We start from the raw sequence: 18,336 nt of genomic DNA, 5'->3' as shown, positions 1-18,336 counted from the left end.
CGTGGTATGATACGCTACCTTTTTATTTTGCTCTTTTTTGCAGTTCATTTACTGTTACGAATTGATACCCCTTTTTAGATAAAGAGTCTAAAATACCTTCAATGGTTTGCAGATTTTCATTAGATTCATCGTACATAGAGTGCAATAAAATGATAGAACCAGGTTTTATATTCTTATTGACGTAATCAACTTTATCAGCCGCAGATTTATAAAAAGTATCAGGCTCAAGATTCCATGTGATAGTTTCAATATTATTTTTGTTTAAATAGTATGGTAGTCCTATTAGTTTCTTACCGTTGGGTGGCCTAAAATCAATTTCGCCGGTAAATCCTGTTTGGCGAATTAATGAATTTGTTTTTTCTATTTCTTCTTTAATAAAAGAAGGTGATTTAAAAACCATTCTGTTATGAGAATATGTATGATTTCCAAGTTGGTGTCCAGATTGAACAATCGCTTTACCTAATGGTAAATTGTTTTCTAATTCATTTCCGATAACAAAGAAAGTAGCTTTCGCATTGTACTTATCTAGCAGTGGTAGTATTTGTTTTACATTGTTAGTAGGGCCATCATCAAAAGTTAAAGCAATCACTTTTTCATTCGCTTCAATGCGATTTGTTAAGTCTCCAAATAATTGAAAGCTTCTTGCGTTCATTAATTTGTACGTGCCGAATAATGATATAACAATAATAAGTAGTGTAACTAATATAATGATGATTATTTTTTTCTTCTTCATAATACAACCTCACATTTATTTTTGATTTGATTAAAAAGTATTATATCAAACTAAGTAACTTGGTGCTTTGAAAAGGGATGAAGATGCAAGGAGAGGAAATTTATCATATAATAAAATGCAAAAGGTATATTAGGAGGTGTTTATATGGCGATTACAATTCAATTGCCAGACACTGCAGCGTCTCATGCAAAGCCAAGTATGGAAATGGCGATACTTTGCGTGAGGTAGACAAGTAATATACAATCAATCGCCAAAATGAGCTCGTATCATTTTTTATATTTGGCTTTGCACCTTATTGAAATGAACCATAAAAATAAGGGGCGAGCAGAAATGAAATACGTAAAAGCTGCGACTGTTTTACCAGAAAGTTTAATTGCTGAAATTCAAAAGTATATACAAGGTGAAACAATTTACATTCCAAAACAAGAAACAAAACATTATAAATGGGGTACACGATCTGGCGGAAGAAAACAACTAGATGAAAGAAATAAAGCAATTAAAGAAGCATTTAAAAGTGGAATTGCCATTCATCAACTTGCAGAAGAGTATTTTCTTTCTGGAGAAACAATTAAAAAGATTGTGTATTCTAAGTGAATAAAAGTGAAAGGGTCTGGTTCATATGTTATTGTGAATCAGGCTTTTTTATTTTGTACGCATTGGATATATTGGGTGTGAGTGGGCAAGATAATACCAAAAATGCAACGTCCTTTTACTAAATAGAATACATAGCGTGTGGATGAAAAGTAGGGGTCTTATTTCGTAAAGCAGAAAGGTGAACATATATGAATCATATCGGACAAATAACTATAGAGCTTTTAGTTGGTTTTTTTGTTCTATTGGTTGCTACAAAAATATTAGGGAAAACACAAATATCTCAGCTAACACCTTTTGATTTTATTTCTGCTATCGTTCTTGGTGAGCTTGTTGGAAATTCAATATATGATCCTAAAATTAAAGTGTGGTCTATTTTATATTCAGTATTTGTTTGGGTCATATTAATTTACACAATAGAAGTGATAACGCAAAAAATAAGAGGAACAAGAAGGTTTTTTGAAGGATACCCTTCTATTATTATTCGTAATGGGCATATTGACCGAGAGCAATTAAGTGCAAATCATTTGGACATAAACCAATTACAGCAAATGCTAAGACAACAAAAAGATATTTTTTCAATCCGAGAAGTTGAATATATGATATTGGAACCTAACGGAAACATAAGCGTTCTGAAAAAAAGTAAATATGAAACTCCCAATATAAATGATTTAAGTTTAAAACATAAGCCAGTATACTTACCCATTTCATTAATTAGTGACGGGAAAGTAGTTAAGGATAATTTGAGGGAAGCGGGTTTTGATGAAGGGTGGCTTTATAAGCAAATTAAGCAAAAAGGAATTACTAAATTTGAGGATGTTCTATATGCGGAATGGAAAACAGATGATGGTTTCTTTTGTCAGGAGATGAATCGGTAGAAAATAATCGATGCAGTTATGTAATTTTCATTTCTAAACTATCTTTTACATATCAAAAAACTGAATCATTGTATACAATAAAGTAAAACTAGATCAACAATTTGTATGGAGTGATAAAGATGGAAGCTTTTATTAGAAGTGATCAATATAATTTTATAAAGTCACAAGCTTATATTTTAGCAAATGGACATGCGACGGCAAATGATAGAGGAGTAATTCAAGCGTTAAAATCACTTGCAATTGAAAAGATAATACATGTATTTGAGAATTTAACGGATGAACAGAAAGAGTTAATTGATACGGTATTAACAGTTGAAAATAGAGAAGGTGCAGAATCGTTTTTACTGAAAATAAATCCGTATGTAATACCGTTTCAGGAAGTTACAGCACAAACGTTAAAAAAATTATTCCCAAAAGCGAAAAAATTAAAACTTCCTGATATGGATGAAATTAATATGAAAGAAACGTCTTATTTAAGCTGGATTGATAAAGGAACAAGCAGGAAATTTATAATTGCAAAAAACAATAATAAGTTCGTTGGTCTACAAGGAACGTTCCAAAGCATAAATAAAAAAAGTATTTGTTCATTATGTCATGGGCATGAAGAAGTAGGGATGTTTTTAGTTGAAATAAAAGGAAAGATCCCAGGAACGTTTGTTAAAAAGGGGAATTATATTTGCAAAGATGGTGTTGCTTGTAACCATAACATGAAATCGCTTGATAAATTACAGGATTTTATTGAGAGATTGAAGAAATAAATAGAAGACCTCTAGTACTTAAACTGGAGGTTTTTATTTTTTGAAGAAGTAGTAATAGATTTCCTTTGTAGATGTAGATTAAAAATAAAGTTTGATCAAAATATCTATTTCGATACAAGTGCTTATTTTTAACAAAAGATGAGGTGTTAAAGGTGAAACGATGGCCTAAAGATACGATAGTGGCTGGTCGTGGTCATACCGTTGGTCTTAAATCGGATGGCACGGCGGTAGCAGTGGGGCGAAATAAAGAAGGTGAATGCAATGTAAGCGGCTGGCGTGATATTGAAGCGGTCGCGGTGGGTAATGTTCATATGGCGACGAACACAGGTAATGCTCATACAATCGGTCTTACAACTGACAGTACTGTGGTAGCAGTGGGTTGGAATAAGCATAACCAATGCGATATAAACGACTGGAATAATATTGTAGCAGTGGCGGCGGGGTGGCGTCGTACCATTGGTCTTAAATCGGATGGCACGGTGGTAGCAGTGGGGCGAAATAAAGAAGGTGAATGCAATATAAGCGGGTGGCGTGATATTGTGGCGGTCGCGGCGGGTGACTGGCATACAATTGGTCTTAAATTGGACGGCACTGTGACGACTGTGGGTAATAATCGGTATGACCAATGCAATGTAAGTGGCTGGCGTGATATTGTGGCGATAGCGGCGGGTTATCTTCATACAGTTGGTCTTAAATCAGACGGCATGGTGACGGCTGTGGGTAATAATAAACATGGCCAATGTGATGTCAGTGGCTGGCGTGATATTGTGGCGATAGCGGCAGGGAGTAATCATACAATTGGTCTTAAATCAGACGGCATAGTGACGGCTGTGGGTAATAATAAACATGGTCAATGTGATGTAAGTGATTGGCGCGATATTGTAGCGATAGCGGCGGGTTGTGCCCATACAGTCGGTCTTAAATCAGACGGCACGGTGGTAGCGGTGGGTGATAACGAATATGGCCAATGCGATGTAGGCAGTTGGCGCGGTATTCGACTGCCTAGTAATTAGTTTTAACAGCAATTGTTTTTTTCATTGTATGGTACCTTTTTCAAAGATAAAAACGCATCGTATTTTTAAAAGAAAGCACGATGCGTTTTTATTATTTTTTTTGCCAATTTTCGTTAATAAAATCTTCACGACCAGATTCTTTACGTTCTAAAGCGTACTTTTCTGGGTTCTTTTTATAAAAATGTTGATGGTATTCTTCGGCCTCATAAAAAGGTGCAGTCGGACGAATTTCAGTCACGATTGGATCTTTAAACATACCGCTTTCTGCTAGAGTTTGCTTCGATTTTTCTGCAAGTTCTTTTTGTGTTTCATTATGATAAAAAATTGCTGTGCGGTAAGAGGGGCCACGATCGAAAAATTGTCCATCATCATCAGTCGGATCGATTTGTGGCCAATATAAATCTAATAATTTTTGATATGGGAAAATAGAAGGATCGAATGTAATTTGTACGACTTCTAAATGTCCAGATGTTCCAGCCTTTACTTGTTCATATGTTGGGTTTTCTACATGACCACCTGCATAGCCGGAAAGCACTTTATGAATACCAGGAAGTTCATCAAATGGCTTTACCATGCACCAAAAACAACCACCTGCGAAGGTTGCGAGTTCGTATGTTTTTTCTGACATTGCTGTAATCCTCCTAAATATATATGTTTTATATAGTATTATATAAATTGTTTTATTGCGCAATAAAAAAGATTTGAAAATATATGTTTTTTATAAACAAGATCCTCCGCTCACATCAATCAATTGGCCAGTAACCCAACGACTATCAGGGGAAGCGAGAAATGCAGCGGTATCGGCAATGTCTTCTACTTCACCTAATCGATTGAAAGCTGAAATGTTAGTAGCATATTGTTTCATCATTGGATCGCTCAAGAGTTCCGCGTTCATATCTGTTTTGATAAAGCCTGGAAGTATTGCATTCACCGTTATTCCTCTTGCTCCAAGCTGCTTTGCAAGCGTGAAAGTCATTGTGTTAATTGCACCTTTCGTCATACTATATGCAACGAAATCAGGTAAAGAAATGCGGGTTGCGGCTGATGAGATATTAACAATCCGGCTATTGTCACGTAAACGTGGTAGAGCTTGTTGGATGATGAAGAATGGTGCTTTTGCATTTACTGAAACGATTCTATCAAAAAATTGTTCAGTCGTTTCTTCAATAAAAGCACCAGGTCCAATTCCAGCGTTGTTTATTAAAATATCAAATTCCGTTCCACCAGTTCGCTTTTGCAATTCAGTATCTAAAGAGTTATATAGATTTTCTACACCGTGTAAAGATTCAAGATTTGCACCGATAGAAAAAGCTGATCCGCCATTTGATTGAATTTCATGAACAGTTTCTTCAGCATCTTCTTTTCGGTTACCATAATGAACAGCAACTAATGCACCGTCGTTTGCTAAACGCTTTGCGATAGCACGTCCAATTCCTCGGCTTGCTCCAGTAACTAATGCTATTTTACCTTTTAACATAGTTCTCTCATCTCCTCATAAATTTTTTATATGTTTTTAAGTTGTTTTTCTTTATGTAGAAAAGCAAACATACTTAAGCAATATATGAGTACATGTAAGGAGGTCATTCCGATTTTGTTTTGAGAAAAATAAATATCCTTCTAGTGAATGAATTGAACTTTTAAAAAAATGAAAAATATATTGACAATGAAAAGGACAAAGTCCTATAATACGTTTAACAAATAAAAGTTAATTAAGAATTTTCTGAATTAATATTTTGTATATGCAAAGAAGAGGAAAGTAGATGATTATGATCGTTTCAGAGAGCTACTCCAAGGCTGTGAGAGTAGTAACAATCGAATCATTGAATATCACCTCGGAGCATCGCTTGCGAAAGGGAAACTGAGTAGAGGGCGGCGGCATCGTCTCCGGTAAAAGGACGGGGGTCTGGTTGGACCTACAAAGCTTATATTTCGTGAGAAGTGTAAGGAAGCTGAGTGGTAACGCGAAACTCTCGCCTCAGCAATCAAAGCTACTATTAAGTAGTAGTTGATTGCTGAGGTGAGAGTTTTTATTTTAAAAAATAGAGTAAATAAGAGAAAAAATGTGTAAGAAGGGATTTGACAAGATGAGAAGTGACATGATTAAAAAAGGTTTTGATAAAGCTCCGCATCGTAGTTTATTAAAAGCAACTGGTTTAAAAGATGAAGATTTTGATAAACCATTCATAGCAATTTGTAATTCTTTTATTGAAATTATTCCAGGTCATAAGCACTTAAATGAGTTTGGGAAACTTGTTAAAGAAGCAGTACGTGCAGCAGGCATGGTTCCATTTGAATTTAATACAATTGGAGTAGATGACGGTATTGCGATGGGCCATATCGGTATGCGTTATTCGCTTCCGAGTCGTGAAATTATTGCAGATTCAGTAGAAACGGTTGTAAATGCACACTGGTTTGATGGAATGATTTGTATTCCAAACTGCGACAAAATTACGCCAGGTATGATGATGGCTGCACTTCGTGTAAACATTCCAACTGTTTTTGTTTCAGGTGGACCGATGGCAGCGGGGAAAACATCTAAAGGGGAAGTTGTCGATTTAAGTTCTGTTTTTGAAGGGGTAGGAGCCTATCAATCTGGGAAAATTTCAGAAGAAGAATTAAAGGATATTGAAGATCATGGCTGTCCATCTTGTGGTTCTTGTTCCGGTATGTTTACAGCGAACTCTATGAACTGTTTATGTGAAGTGTTAGGCTTAGCTCTTCCTGGTAACGGGAGTATTTTAGCAATTGATCCAAGACGTGAGGAGTTAATTAAACAAGCAGCAGAAAAATTAAAAATTTTAATTGAAAGAGATATTAAACCACGCGACATTGTAACAGAAGAAGCAATTGATGATGCGTTTGCACTTGATATGGCGATGGGTGGATCAACGAATACAGTATTACACACGTTAGCACTCGCACAAGAGGCGGGGTTAGATTACGATATGAATCGCATTGATGCAGTTTCAAGGCGTGTACCGCATTTATGTAAAGTAAGTCCAGCTTCTAATTGGCATATGGAAGATATCGATCGCGCAGGCGGGATTAGTGCAATTTTGAAAGAGATGAGCCGAAAAGAAGGGGTACTTCACCTTGATCGCATAACTGCTACTGGGCAAACGTTACGAGAAAATATCGCTCATGCAGAGATTCAAGATAAGGAAGTGATTCATTCTCTCGAAAATCCTCATAGTGAAGAAGGGGGATTACGTATATTAAAAGGAAACCTTGCGAAAGACGGAGCGGTTATTAAAAGCGGAGCAACCGAAGTAAAACGATTTGAAGGACCTTGCGTTATTTTTAATTCACAAGATGAGGCGCTTGCCGGCATTATGCTTGGGAAAGTTAAGAAAGGGGATGTAGTTGTTATTCGCTATGAAGGACCAAGAGGCGGACCTGGTATGCCGGAAATGTTAGCACCAACATCAGCAATTGCTGGTATGGGATTAGGAGCAGATGTTGCACTTTTAACTGATGGTCGCTTTTCTGGTGCTTCACGTGGTATTTCAGTAGGGCACATTTCACCAGAAGCAGCTGCTGGCGGAACGATTGCACTTCTTGAACAAGGAGATATTGTATGTATTGATGTTGAGGAACGCTTGTTAGAAGTGAGAGTTAGTGATGAGGAATTAGAGAAGCGTAAAAAAGGATGGAAACGACCAGAACCAAAAGTGAAAACTGGTTGGCTTGGACGTTATGCACAAATGGTAACATCGGCGAATACAGGTGCAGTTCTGAAAATCCCGAATTTTGATTGAGCCAATATAAACAGAGATAAGGATGATAGAAAATGGTGCAAAATGTAAAGGAGAGAGTGAAAATTGAGGATATCTTAATGGCTCATAATTGCATGAAAGATATTGTTATTAAAACACCGTTACAACGAGATTCAGTTTTATCTGAGAAATATGAATGTGACGTATACGTTAAGCGAGAAGATTTACAAGTTATTCGTTCTTTCAAAATTCGTGGTGCGTATAATTTAATTCAAAGTTTACCGAAAGAAAAGTTACAAAATGGTGTTGTTTGTGCAAGTGCTGGTAATCATGCACAAGGTGTTGCTTATACTTGTAATTTATTGAAGATTCCGTCAAAAATTTTCATGCCGACAACCACACCTAAGCAAAAAGTATCACAAGTTGAATTTTTCGGTGGTGATTTCGCAGAAATTGTATTAGTTGGTGATACATTTGATAGTGCTTTCCAAGAGGCGCAGCGCTATTGTGTGGAAAATAGGATGACATTTGTACATCCGTTTGATGATCCGTATGTCATTGCTGGTCAAGGAACAGTCGCTGTTGAAATTATGCATGATATGGAGAAACCAGTTGATTACATATTTACAGCAATTGGCGGTGGTGGATTAGCATCTGGTATTGGTACATATGTAAAGGGGATTAGTCCTACTACAAAGGTAATCGGTGTAGAACCGATGGGAGCTGCATCTATGAAAGAAGCCTTTCTTCAAAATAAAAATGTTGCATTAGATAAGATTGATAGTTTCGTTGATGGAGCAGCTGTTAAGAAGGTAGGAAAGTTAACTTTTGAAACTTGTAAAGATGTAATTGATGACATTGTTTTAGTACCAGAGGGAAAGGTTTGTACAACGATTTTAGAATTGTATAAGAAAAATGCGATTGTAGCTGAACCGGCTGGAGCGCTTTCTATTGCGGCACTTGATCTATACAGAGATGAAATAAAGGGAAAAACAGTTGTATGTACGTTAAGTGGTGGGAATAATGATATTGATAGAATGCAAGAAATGAAAGAACGATCCCTTATTCATGAAGGATTAAAGCATTACTTCATCATTGAATTTCCTCAACGTTCAGGAGCACTACGAGAGTTTCTGGATAAAGGATTAGGACCGGAAGATGATATTACTCGCTTTGAGTATATTAAGAAACATAATAAAGAAAATGGTCCAGCTTTAGTGGGGGTAGAATTAAAACATAGGGAAGACTATGAAGCTTTAATTACTCGTTTTCAAGAAAATAACATTCAATTTGTGGAGCTTAATAAAAATCCTGTGCTGTTTGATTTACTTATTTAATAAAAGAAAAGAATTAACATACAATTCTACTTGAAATAAAAAAGATAGATACAAGCGGCGGGAAATCCTGCTTGTTCTATCTTTTTTATTCTTTGAAAGTTAAACGAAATACGTTCCATATTTAAGAAGGATAAAGCTAGTTAACCAAAAAAGTATTGCAATACGAATGATTATGTACATTGTAAATTCAAAGGGAGAAAGTTTTCTCTCTCGCTTTATTTTTCTTAGAAGTCTAACCGAAAAAACGGAACATAAAAGCAGGATCGCTATAGATAGTTCATACACTTTTTCTAGCAGACTTATATTTTCTAACAAGTTTTTCAGCATATTCATCACCTTTTTGTAATGTATATCACAGAGAAATGGATTTCATGCTGTTTAGTTGCGTTTGTTTATTATTTTCCCAGTATCATCAATTTCTACATCAGTTGAAACCGTTTGTAAATATTGTAGAGCTTTTTTCTTTTCTTCTTCATTTACAGGGGAAACTTGGTTGTTGCGAATGATGTAAGGATTGAATGACATTTGGACATCCTTTCCTTTAAAGGTTAAAGTTAATACGCCAGTTTCGGCGCTTTTTCCATTCACATAACTTGGGAATAAAAAGTTTCCTAATGAGTAAGCGATAGGCACTTTATTATAATACTCAAACCCTTGTAACCAATGCGGGTGACTTCCAACAATCGCATCAGCACCCGCCTCTACCATTTTCGGAACATATTGTTTCTGGTATTCTATCGGGCGATTTGATTTTTCGACGCCCCAATGCATATAGACGATTACATAATTAGCATCTTTCTTTTGCTCTTGAATTGTTTTTGTTACAAGATCTAGATCATATCCGTTTGCAACGCCGGGTTTATTGTCACCAGCTACCCAATTAAAGTTAGGCATAAAGCGTACAAAGGAAAGAAATTTAAACTTTTTTCCTTTTACAGTTAGTTCACGAGCGGTATAAGCATCTTCAGTATTTTTTCCGGCTCCAGTGTAAGGTAGTTTTAATTTTTCGACGTGAGAAATGGTGTCTAGTAGTCCATCTTGTCCATAATCAAGCGTATGGTTATTGCCAATATTGACAATATCGTATCCAGTATTTTTAATTGCTTGTAGTGTGGATGGATCACTTTTAATCCAAAATTGTTGCCCAGGTACTTTTTTTTCTCTCGTTGTAAATGCTGACTCTAAATTAACAAAAGAAATATCAGCTTTTGTTATTTCTTCTTTTACATGTTGAAACGGATAATCAGCCCCATTTTTTTCGATTACAGGACGTAATTGCCAATCGAACATTGTATCACCAGAGAAGGTGAGTGTAATTTCAGGGTCTTCGTTTTTCTTTTCGGTCGTTGAATTTGCTTTGGTTGATACGTTTTGTACATCTGGTTTATTTTTTGCTTTTGAAATGTAAGTGTAATTGATTAATAAAACAATTGGTGTAATGAAAAAGGCTATTAAAATAAGTCGTTTTAATAAAGTTTTCATAGCTACCGTCCCTTTTGGTTTTGTCCCGCTTTGTTCAACTGATAAAAATCTATCACTGACTAAAGGTTCCCTGTATACCGTAATCGTGAACTTCCACAATGAATGTAGTGAAAATAACGTATAGATAGATTCATAGATGCTAAAAAAGCGGGTTTTTAGTAATGGAAATCATTTGTTAATATTCTCAATATTAAGTTAACATATAGGTAACCTTTAAAGCAATGTGTAATCCAGAATATAGTAATAAAGAATTCAGAGGATGGAGAATGTAATATGGTTATATTAGGAGCAGTTGTAAATGGGGTCTGCATTATAATTGGAACTTTGTTTGGTAAATTATTTAGTAATATTCCAGAAAGTATGAAAGGGACGATTATGCATGCAATTGGTTTAACGGTTGCTGCACTTGGACTTCAAATGGCATTGAAGAGTGAAAGTTTTCTCGTTGTGATTTTAAGCTTAGTTATTGGTGCGGTAATTGGAGAATGGCTACAATTAGAAGAAAGATTAACACATTTAGGAGAATGGCTAGAAAATAAAGTTGGATCGAAAGGTAAAGGAAGTATATCAGAAGGTTTTGTAACAGCTACGCTTATTTTTGCAATCGGCGCAATGGGGATACTTGGAGCATTAGACAGTGGGATTCGCGGAAATCATGATATTTTATTCACAAAGGCGATTATAGATGGATTCATTTCTATTATATTAACGACAACTCTAGGAATTGGCGTAGTATTTTCAGCGATTCCAGTGATTTTATATGAGGGAGGTATTGCAGTTTTTGCAACGCAAATTAATAGTTTTGTACCAGAGAAATTAATGAATCAATTTATAGTTGAAATGACAGCAACTGGTGGTATTATGATATTTGCAATCGGATTAAATTTACTTGGATTTATTAAAATTAAAGTGGCAAATTTACTTCCAGGCATATTAATGGTTGGAGTAATTGTTTCTATTATATATGGTTATGGTTTGATAATAAGTCATTAGGGGAAGGGATATAGATGGTGGAATTCCAATTTACAAAACGTGCATATAAAATATTGGAGATTGCAACGCGAGAGGCTGAGTGTAATAAAGGAATTATTCATCCAGTTCATCTATTTATAGGAGCTTGTAAGGAAGGGACTGGAGTTTGTGCGGAGTTACATCTGTATTTATTTCACACGGTGGGTATGGATTTTTTAGCAAAAATATCGTTGCTCCAACAATATTATACAAATGAAATAGAATACATAAATGTTGGGGAGTTTAAAGTTTCAAATAAGACGATAGAAGTTTTAAAAGTAGCAAAGAAACGGATGGACCGTTTTCAGCAAGTATTAATAAATGAAGGGCATGTTTTATATGCACTGTTTCAAGTTGATACAGTTATTGAAAAGGTTATAAGTAAAAACGTGCAAAAAGAGGTATTGCAAATTACATCTGAGCCAAGAGACTTAACGGTCGCATTAAAAAGATTTAATCCTATTTATAATAATTTAAACTGTAATATTAGAAGAGCTGTCTCTTCTGATTTTAAAAAATTGGCACGTTTTGTTAAGGGTGAATTTGGTGAGCGTTGGTTAAAATCTTTAGATTATGGATTTCGGACACATAAAGAAGAGTTACCTATTTTTATTGCGGAGGAAGGAGGAGAAATTATTGGTTTCGCTTGTTACGATGTTGTGAGAGGAAAGAAAGGATTGTTTGGCCCGATGGGTACAGCGAAACATAATCGTGTGAACGGTGTTGGGAAGGAATTGTTACATCATTGTTTATATAGTATGAAGCAAGATAGATATGAATATGCAATTATTGGACAAGCAGGTCCGATTGAGTTTTACGAGAGAAGTTGTAATGCGAGTTTAATACAGATAGAGAATAATTAACCAACTTCATATAGGGGAGTTGGTTTTATTATGAAAGCGTTGTAGGAATGTAGTGATTCTTACTAGAAAATAACGGATTTTGTAGTAAATCTTACATGTAAAGCAAATTACTAAACTTTTTCTAGAAAACGGTGTAGAATGGGTATCGAATGAAAGAAGGTGTGAAAATGGCCAGCTGGAAACGAAATTTAATGATTTGTTGGCTAGGTTGTTTTACCACTGCAGCCGGTATGAGCTTAGTAATTCCTTTTTTATCTTTTTATATTGAGGAATTAGGAGTGACTGGCACTTCGAGTATTGCACAGTGGTCGGGACTTGCATTTGGTGTAACATTTTTAATGGGTGCGATCGTATCACCAATATGGGGAAAGCTAGGTGATATACATGGACGGAAATTGATGCTTATTCGTGCTAGTCTTGGTATGGCGGTAATTATGACGCTTATGGGGTTTGTGACGGACGTGTATCAACTAGTCGCACTTCGGTTTTTAATGGGAGCGGTATCTGGTTTCCTTTCTACAGCGATGACATTTATTGCTGCAGAAACACCGCGAGAACATTCAGGTTGGGCAATTTCTACAATCTCAACTGGAGGCGTGAGCGGTTCATTACTTGGGCCGATACTCGGAGGTTATTTGTCTGAATTAATCGGAATGCGTCATGTTTTTCTAGTTACAGGAGCTTTCTTATTCCTTTCCTTTCTCATCGTCTTTTTCTTCTTACATGAGGAGAAACATTCTGCTAAAGCAAAAAAGGCACAGCCGAAAAAAGTATGGACGATGGTCCCTGCAAAACATTTAATAATAAGTTTATTTGTAGCAACGTTTATTATCCAGCTTGCAAATATGTCGATTCAACCTATTATTACGTTGTACGTAAAGCATTTGGCAGGACCAGGAACAGATCATATTGAAATGCTTGCAGGTGCAGTCATGTCTGCGACAGGATTAGCAGTTATTTTAGCAGCCCCTAAGCTAGGAAGATTATCAGATCATATTGGACCTCAAAAAACGTTAGTTGTAGCGTTGTTTGCTGCAGGAATTATTTTTATCCCGCAAGCATTTGTAACCTCAGCTTGGCAACTATTAATTCTTCGCTTTTTATTAGGTATTGCACAAGCAGGACTATTACCTTCCGTACAAACTCTACTAAAACAACATACACCAACCCATGTAACGGGACGAATATTTGGATATAATCAATCGTTTCAGTTTTTAGGAAATATGATTGGGCCAGTACTTGGTGGACAAATTGCAGCTCATGCGGGATTCCAATATGTTTTCTTCTCTACATCATCATTATTATTTATTGCATGTATTTGGGTTTATTTTCATAGTAAGAATGCAGAGGTATCAGAAAAACAACATTTGGAAGTTAGTTAACTATGTGAACGAAAAACAGAAAAAGGATGGAGCAATATTGCTGCATCCTTTTTCATTAAAATTGAAGGCAAAGATAACTTAATGTACCAAGCTCGTAGCTACGGTGAATGACTTTACCGTCGTTCTCACCACTACCCATCGCGATAAATAGAGGAACAAAATGTTCCGCTCTTGGTACAGCTAATTGTGCATGAGGCGCATTTTTCTCCCAATTAAACAATGTATTTTTATCATTAGTCTGAATATGTTTAATAATCCAATCATCAAATTCAATTGCCCATTTTTCAGGTGTGGTTTGATTCCATTTCAAGGCCCGTAAATTATGAACAGTAACTCCGCTGCCGATTACTAAAATATCTTCTTGTCCAAGTCCTTTTAGTGCTTCTCCAATTTCAAATTGTTCTTTTGCAGGAAGGAATGGATTTACTGATATTTGTACGACAGGAATATTTGCTTCTGGATACATGCGATGCAGGAGTGTCCATGAACCATGATCTAAACCTCTCGTCATATTATGATGGACTGGAATGCCTTTGTTTTTAAATTTTGTTTCTAGCATAGACGCAATGCTAGAAGAGCCTTTCGCACGATATTTAATTTCGTATAACTCAGGAGGAAAACCTCCAAAGTCATAAATTGTTTCATATTCTTCATCTGAAGAGGAAATCGTTAATACTTCACTTTCCCAGTGAGCGGTAAAAATAACAATAGCTTTCGGTTTATATGTTTTCCCAAGTGTCTTTAAAAAGCGTGTATAGTCTGTATCTTGAATAGCAAGCATAGGTGATCCGTGTGCTAAAAATAATGATGGCATCATAATAGAAACCTCCTAAAAATATAATGATTACTTTATGTAAGTAACTATATAATTTTATTTATTGTTCGTCAACATAATAGTTTGAGAGTTAATCGGAAAAGTGTGATATTTGTCATAATGAGAGCAATTGCATATAATACATAATAAGAATAATGAATGTTATTCATTATAAAAAAAGATATACATAATAGATTTGGAGGCTGTCGGAATGAGCATACAGGAAAATTTCGTTACGGCATTGGATGAATCGGAAATTTATTTACGCAAGTGGTTACCAGAAGGTGATCTGCGGGGGATTGTTCAAATCGCACATGGCATGACAGAACATGCAGGTGTTTACACCGAATGCATTGATGCTTTATTAGAAGCAGGATACGGTGTTTATGCGCATGATCATAAAGGGCATGGGAAAACAGTAAAAAGAGAAGAGGATTATGGTCATTTCGAGCCGGATATAGGCTGGAATCAGGCTGTGTCTGATGTGATTTTTGTATCGGAAACTATAAAAAAAGAACAGAACTGTCCACTGTTTTTACTTGGACATAGTATGGGCTCATTTTTATCTAGACGTGCTGTACAACTTAGAGGTGAATTATATGATGGATTTCTCATTTCGGGAACTGGGGGAAATCCGGGGTTTTTAGGCATCGTTGGTCATAAAGTAGCGACAATTGAGATGAAACTGCGCGGAAAGAAAACGAAAAGTCCGATGCTGAACTTCTTATCTTTCGGAAACTTCAACTCACACTTTAAGCCAAATCGTACGAAATTTGATTGGTTATCTTCAGATATAAATCAGGTTGATAAATATATCGCCGATCCATTATGTGGATTCATTTGTACGACGAGTTTTTATCGAGAATTATTTCATGGTGTACTTGAAGTAAATAAATTAGAAGAATATGAGAAGACACCGAAAGAACTTCCAATACATATTTTCTCTGGAAATCGTGATCCTGTTGGGGATATGGGGAAAGGTGTAAAAGAAGTATACGAAAACTATAAAAAATGTGGTGTGAAAGATGTAACACTTCGTTTATATGAAAATGGTAGACATGAAATGTTCCATGAAGTGAATAGAGAAGATGTATTTCAAGATTTGATTTCATGGTTAGATGAGCATATTGTATAAGAAGAAACCTCACTTCATGCTGAAGTGAGGTTTTTTGAGAAATTGGAGGATTGATTATGAGTGAATTTGTAAATAAAGAATATGTAGAAATAGATTTTCAAGATGTTTTGATTAAAGAAGAGGAATTGAAAAATTGTACCTTCATAAAATGCCGTTTTAGAGGGATAGATGCATCAGAAGTTTTTACTCAAAATTGTAATTTTATAGAATGTGATTTTACTGGTACTCTTTTTAATGCTTCTATTCACCAAGGAACTACGTTTGCTAATTGTAGGTTTTTTGGTGCGAATTTATTTGTCTCTAAGTTTGAAGAATGTAAAATGACTGGTTCTGACTTCGAAGAGGCGAATTTAGACGGAATAACAATTATATCAGGCGATTGGTCATATACGAACCTAAGGTTTGCGAACTTAAGTAAACAAATGTTAAAGGGTATTCGTTTAATTGAAGCTGACTTATATGAATGTAATTTAGAAAAAGCAGATTTGCGTGAAGCAGATTTAACGGGTGCTCAATTAGGTAAGGTGAAACTTAGTGGGGCGGATTTAAGGGGAGCTGTAGTTGATAGAGTTGATTTTAAAAGTTTTGATTTAAAAAATGTGAAATTAGATATAGCGCAGGCGGTTGCAGTTGCGAGATGTTATGGAGCGAAGGTGAATTAAATCATTTGTAACACCGTTCAATATATTGAACGGTGTTACAAATAGTAATAATTTTAAAAAATCGCCTTTTACCGCTTTTACAATAGGATGTGTAAAACTGCTAATGTCAGGGGATGCTGAAAATGGATAGCATAAAGATTAAACAACTATATGAAGCATTAAGAAAATCTTGGTCAATAGAAACGAGTTCTAAGTGGACGAGCGAAAGCCCAGCAAAGGGACAATGTGGTGTAACGGCCCTTATTGTCCAAGAATTGTGCGGGGGAGAGATAATAAAGACGAAGATAGGTGAAGTATGGCATTTCTACAATACAGTAGATGGGAAAAGGTATGATTTTACTTGGAACCAGTTTCATGAAACATTAAACTATATGGACATGAAGTCGAGCTGTGAAGAAGCATTTGCAGATACAAATGAAAAACAATATGACATTTTGAAGGAAAAGATAGTTAAAGAATTAAAATTATCTTTTGACTCTTAATCTTCGATAAGTTACTATAGTGGTGGTAACTAATTAAAGGGAATTTCATAGAGTTGAAAGGGGAAATACTTTTGAAAACAGCTTATGTAAGCGCTACGATTGTAACGTTGAATGAACAAAATGAAGTGTTAGAAAACGGATATATCATTGTAGAAGATGATCAAATTATAGAAGTGAATAGCGGAGAAATCCCTTCTCATTATGAAGTGGATGAAGTGATAGATATGCAAGGGAAGTGGGTTCTACCAGGGCTTGTCAATACACATACACATGTTGTTATGAGCCTTTTGAGAGGTATCGGAGACGATATGTTATTACAGCCGTGGCTAGAGACGAGAATTTGGCCACTTGAAAGTCAGTTTACTCCAGAACTTGCGGTTGCTAGTACGGAATTAGGATTGCTTGAAATGGTGAAAAGCGGTACAACTACATTCTCTGATATGTTTAATCCAATTGGAGTAGACCAAGATGCAATCATGGAAACGGTATCAAAAAGCGGGATGCGAGCCGCTGTTTCAAGAACTTTATTCAGCTTCGGAACGAAAGAAGATGAAAAGAAAGCGATAGAAGAAGCTGAGAAATATGTGAAGCGTTATTATAACGAAAGTGGTATGTTAACTACGATGGTTGCACCACATAGTCCATATACATGCTCTACAGAATTGTTAGAAGAGTGTGCACGTATTGCAGTAGAAAATCAAACTATGGTTCATATTCATCTTTCTGAAACAGATCGTGAAGTACGTGATATTGAAGAACAGTACGGAAAACGTCCAGTAGAATATGCGGCAAGTTGCGGATTGTTTAAACGCCCAACAGTTATTGCGCATGGTGTGGTATTAAATGAAAATGAGCGTGCATTTTTAGCAGAACATGATGTTCGAGTAGCTCATAATCCTAATAGTAATTTAAAACTAGGTTCTGGTATAGCGAATGTAAAAGCGATGCTAGAAGCAGGAATTAAAGTAGGAATTGCAACGGATAGTGTTGCGTCTAATAATAATTTAGATATGTTTGAAGAAATGCGCATAGCAACATTATTACAAAAAGGTATTCATCAAGATGCAACAGCATTACCAGTTGAAACAGCTCTTTCTCTTGCAACGAAAGGAGCAGCGGAAGTAATTGGGATGAAACAAACGGGATCACTTGAGGTTGGAAAGTGTGCCGACTTTATTACGATTGATCCATCTAATAAGCCGCATTTACAACCAGCAGATGAAGTATTATCACATCTTGTGTATGCTGCTAGTGGAAAAGATATAAGCGATGTAATTATTAACGGTAAACGTGTTGTTTGGAATGGTGAATGTAAAACATTAGATGAAGAGCGTATTATATTCGAAGCAGGTCGTTATAAACGAGGTTTACAAAGATAGGTAATTATATACAAGTTGAGAAAGCTATCATTTTTTAAAAGGATAGCTTTTTTTCTTGAACGAATAAATATTCAAAAGAATGTCGCATCTTTCTGTTAGT

The 18,336-nt window shown here is 35.7% G+C and carries 19 protein-coding genes; 13 read left to right on the top strand and 6 right to left on the bottom strand.

The features are described 5' to 3' along the window. Positions 1-22: 22 nt before the first annotated feature. Positions 23-733: a polysaccharide deacetylase family protein gene (locus ACE38F_RS19015; protein WP_341307121.1), complete on the bottom strand. Its 711-nt coding sequence runs from the start codon at positions 731-733 to the stop codon at positions 23-25. A gap of 330 nt (positions 734-1,063) precedes the next feature. Between ACE38F_RS19015 and ACE38F_RS19010 the strand changes: the two genes are divergently transcribed. The 4 genes from ACE38F_RS19010 to ACE38F_RS18995 all read left to right on the top strand — a co-directional run bounded on the left by ACE38F_RS19010 (position 1,064) and on the right by ACE38F_RS18995 (position 3,973). After that, positions 1,064-1,327: a CD3324 family protein gene (locus ACE38F_RS19010; RefSeq protein WP_087980154.1), complete on the top strand. Its 264-nt coding sequence runs from the start codon at positions 1,064-1,066 to the stop codon at positions 1,325-1,327. A gap of 188 nt (positions 1,328-1,515) precedes the next feature. Beyond that, positions 1,516-2,202, top strand: coding sequence for a DUF421 domain-containing protein (locus ACE38F_RS19005; protein WP_215555954.1), 687 nt, complete (start codon positions 1,516-1,518; stop codon positions 2,200-2,202). A gap of 119 nt (positions 2,203-2,321) precedes the next feature. Then, positions 2,322-2,960, top strand: a complete 639-nt coding sequence (locus tag ACE38F_RS19000) for a FusB/FusC family EF-G-binding protein (RefSeq protein ID WP_375369678.1) — start codon at positions 2,322-2,324, stop codon at positions 2,958-2,960. Between the two features lie 143 nt (positions 2,961-3,103). Then, positions 3,104-3,973 (top strand): RCC1 domain-containing protein, encoded by an 870-nt coding sequence (locus ACE38F_RS18995; protein WP_375369677.1) that lies wholly within the window; start codon positions 3,104-3,106, stop codon positions 3,971-3,973. A gap of 91 nt (positions 3,974-4,064) precedes the next feature. Here the strand turns inward: ACE38F_RS18995 and msrA are convergent, their stop codons facing one another. Together msrA and ACE38F_RS18985 are read right to left on the bottom strand one after the other, a co-directional pair. Next, entirely contained in the window at positions 4,065-4,601 is a 537-nt protein-coding gene (msrA, locus tag ACE38F_RS18990) for a peptide-methionine (S)-S-oxide reductase MsrA (RefSeq protein ID WP_215555957.1), read from the bottom strand. A gap of 90 nt (positions 4,602-4,691) precedes the next feature. Beyond that, complete coding sequence (locus tag ACE38F_RS18985; RefSeq protein ID WP_002141274.1) at positions 4,692-5,450, bottom strand: SDR family oxidoreductase; 759 nt, start codon at positions 5,448-5,450, stop codon at positions 4,692-4,694. Between the two features lie 607 nt (positions 5,451-6,057). Between ACE38F_RS18985 and ilvD the strand changes: the two genes are divergently transcribed. Together ilvD and ilvA are read left to right on the top strand one after the other, a co-directional pair. After that, positions 6,058-7,731, top strand: coding sequence for a dihydroxy-acid dehydratase (gene ilvD, locus ACE38F_RS18980; RefSeq protein ID WP_215555958.1), 1,674 nt, complete (start codon positions 6,058-6,060; stop codon positions 7,729-7,731). Between the two features lie 32 nt (positions 7,732-7,763). Then, positions 7,764-9,026 (top strand): threonine ammonia-lyase IlvA, encoded by a 1,263-nt coding sequence (gene ilvA / locus ACE38F_RS18975; protein ID WP_375369676.1) that lies wholly within the window; start codon positions 7,764-7,766, stop codon positions 9,024-9,026. Positions 9,027-9,125: 99 nt separating this feature from the next. On the opposite strand, the gene ACE38F_RS18970 is transcribed toward ilvA, so the two are convergent. Beyond that, the gene (locus tag ACE38F_RS18970; protein ID WP_080013725.1) at positions 9,126-9,353 is read right to left on the bottom strand and encodes a hypothetical protein; all 228 of its coding nucleotides are present in this window, start codon (positions 9,351-9,353) and stop codon (positions 9,126-9,128) included. Positions 9,354-9,404: 51 nt separating this feature from the next. After that, positions 9,405-10,508: a CapA family protein gene (locus ACE38F_RS18965; protein WP_375369675.1), complete on the bottom strand. Its 1,104-nt coding sequence runs from the start codon at positions 10,506-10,508 to the stop codon at positions 9,405-9,407. Between the two features lie 273 nt (positions 10,509-10,781). Here ACE38F_RS18965 and ACE38F_RS18960 point away from each other — a divergent pair, with 273 nt between their 5' ends. The 3 genes from ACE38F_RS18960 (at position 10,782) to ACE38F_RS18950 (ending at position 13,764) form a co-directional block, all read left to right on the top strand. Then, the gene (locus ACE38F_RS18960; RefSeq protein WP_375369674.1) at positions 10,782-11,501 is read left to right on the top strand and encodes a DUF554 domain-containing protein; all 720 of its coding nucleotides are present in this window, start codon (positions 10,782-10,784) and stop codon (positions 11,499-11,501) included. Between the two features lie 14 nt (positions 11,502-11,515). Then, a complete protein-coding gene (locus ACE38F_RS18955) occupies positions 11,516-12,382 on the top strand; it encodes a GNAT family N-acetyltransferase (RefSeq protein ID WP_375369673.1) in 867 nt (288 codons plus the stop codon). A gap of 167 nt (positions 12,383-12,549) precedes the next feature. Next, a complete protein-coding gene (locus tag ACE38F_RS18950; protein ID WP_016100296.1) occupies positions 12,550-13,764 on the top strand; it encodes a multidrug efflux MFS transporter in 1,215 nt (404 codons plus the stop codon). Positions 13,765-13,819: 55 nt separating this feature from the next. Here the strand turns inward: ACE38F_RS18950 and ACE38F_RS18945 are convergent, their stop codons facing one another. Beyond that, positions 13,820-14,581, bottom strand: coding sequence for a DODA-type extradiol aromatic ring-opening family dioxygenase (locus tag ACE38F_RS18945; RefSeq protein WP_002158359.1), 762 nt, complete (start codon positions 14,579-14,581; stop codon positions 13,820-13,822). Positions 14,582-14,789: 208 nt separating this feature from the next. Here ACE38F_RS18945 and ACE38F_RS18940 point away from each other — a divergent pair, with 208 nt between their 5' ends. The 4 genes from ACE38F_RS18940 (at position 14,790) to ACE38F_RS18925 (ending at position 18,236) form a co-directional block, all read left to right on the top strand. After that, positions 14,790-15,713, top strand: coding sequence for an alpha/beta fold hydrolase (locus ACE38F_RS18940; protein WP_215555965.1), 924 nt, complete (start codon positions 14,790-14,792; stop codon positions 15,711-15,713). Between the two features lie 56 nt (positions 15,714-15,769). Beyond that, positions 15,770-16,375 carry a pentapeptide repeat-containing protein gene (locus tag ACE38F_RS18935; protein ID WP_215555966.1) on the top strand — a complete coding sequence of 202 codons (606 nt, stop codon included), beginning with the start codon at positions 15,770-15,772 and terminating at the stop codon, positions 16,373-16,375. Positions 16,376-16,497: 122 nt separating this feature from the next. Continuing rightward, the gene (locus tag ACE38F_RS18930; protein ID WP_215555967.1) at positions 16,498-16,857 is read left to right on the top strand and encodes a YunG family protein; all 360 of its coding nucleotides are present in this window, start codon (positions 16,498-16,500) and stop codon (positions 16,855-16,857) included. Between the two features lie 53 nt (positions 16,858-16,910). After that, the gene (locus tag ACE38F_RS18925) at positions 16,911-18,236 is read left to right on the top strand and encodes a bifunctional S-methyl-5'-thioadenosine deaminase/S-adenosylhomocysteine deaminase (protein ID WP_375369672.1); all 1,326 of its coding nucleotides are present in this window, start codon (positions 16,911-16,913) and stop codon (positions 18,234-18,236) included. Positions 18,237-18,336: the final 100 nt, after the last annotated feature.

This window comes from Bacillus altaicus, assembly GCF_042136375.2.
Lineage (GTDB): Bacteria > Bacillota > Bacilli > Bacillales > Bacillaceae_G > Bacillus_A > Bacillus_A cereus_U.
The sequence above is the reverse complement of the archived record's forward strand: the minus strand, read 5'-3'. Positions and strand labels throughout refer to the sequence as shown.

What these genes read in the sequence shown, in the direction of transcription:
- ACE38F_RS19015 (WP_341307121.1), bottom strand. Translation starts at nt 733, where the DNA reads ATGAAGAAGAAAAAAATAATCATCATTATATTAGTTACACTACTTATT.
- ACE38F_RS19010 (WP_087980154.1), top strand. Translation starts at nt 1,064, where the DNA reads ATGAAATACGTAAAAGCTGCGACTGTTTTACCAGAAAGTTTAATTGCT.
- ACE38F_RS19005 (WP_215555954.1), top strand. Translation starts at nt 1,516, where the DNA reads ATGAATCATATCGGACAAATAACTATAGAGCTTTTAGTTGGTTTTTTT.
- ACE38F_RS19000 (WP_375369678.1), top strand. Translation starts at nt 2,322, where the DNA reads ATGGAAGCTTTTATTAGAAGTGATCAATATAATTTTATAAAGTCACAA.
- msrA (WP_215555957.1), bottom strand. Translation starts at nt 4,601, where the DNA reads ATGTCAGAAAAAACATACGAACTCGCAACCTTCGCAGGTGGTTGTTTT.
- ACE38F_RS18985 (WP_002141274.1), bottom strand. Translation starts at nt 5,450, where the DNA reads ATGTTAAAAGGTAAAATAGCATTAGTTACTGGAGCAAGCCGAGGAATT.
- ilvD (WP_215555958.1), top strand. Translation starts at nt 6,058, where the DNA reads ATGAGAAGTGACATGATTAAAAAAGGTTTTGATAAAGCTCCGCATCGT.
- ilvA (WP_375369676.1), top strand. Translation starts at nt 7,764, where the DNA reads ATGGTGCAAAATGTAAAGGAGAGAGTGAAAATTGAGGATATCTTAATG.
- ACE38F_RS18970 (WP_080013725.1), bottom strand. Translation starts at nt 9,353, where the DNA reads ATGCTGAAAAACTTGTTAGAAAATATAAGTCTGCTAGAAAAAGTGTAT.
- ACE38F_RS18965 (WP_375369675.1), bottom strand. Translation starts at nt 10,508, where the DNA reads ATGAAAACTTTATTAAAACGACTTATTTTAATAGCCTTTTTCATTACA.
- ACE38F_RS18960 (WP_375369674.1), top strand. Translation starts at nt 10,782, where the DNA reads ATGGTTATATTAGGAGCAGTTGTAAATGGGGTCTGCATTATAATTGGA.
- ACE38F_RS18955 (WP_375369673.1), top strand. Translation starts at nt 11,516, where the DNA reads ATGGTGGAATTCCAATTTACAAAACGTGCATATAAAATATTGGAGATT.
- ACE38F_RS18950 (WP_016100296.1), top strand. Translation starts at nt 12,550, where the DNA reads ATGGCCAGCTGGAAACGAAATTTAATGATTTGTTGGCTAGGTTGTTTT.
- ACE38F_RS18945 (WP_002158359.1), bottom strand. Translation starts at nt 14,581, where the DNA reads ATGATGCCATCATTATTTTTAGCACACGGATCACCTATGCTTGCTATT.
- ACE38F_RS18940 (WP_215555965.1), top strand. Translation starts at nt 14,790, where the DNA reads ATGAGCATACAGGAAAATTTCGTTACGGCATTGGATGAATCGGAAATT.
- ACE38F_RS18935 (WP_215555966.1), top strand. Translation starts at nt 15,770, where the DNA reads ATGAGTGAATTTGTAAATAAAGAATATGTAGAAATAGATTTTCAAGAT.
- ACE38F_RS18930 (WP_215555967.1), top strand. Translation starts at nt 16,498, where the DNA reads ATGGATAGCATAAAGATTAAACAACTATATGAAGCATTAAGAAAATCT.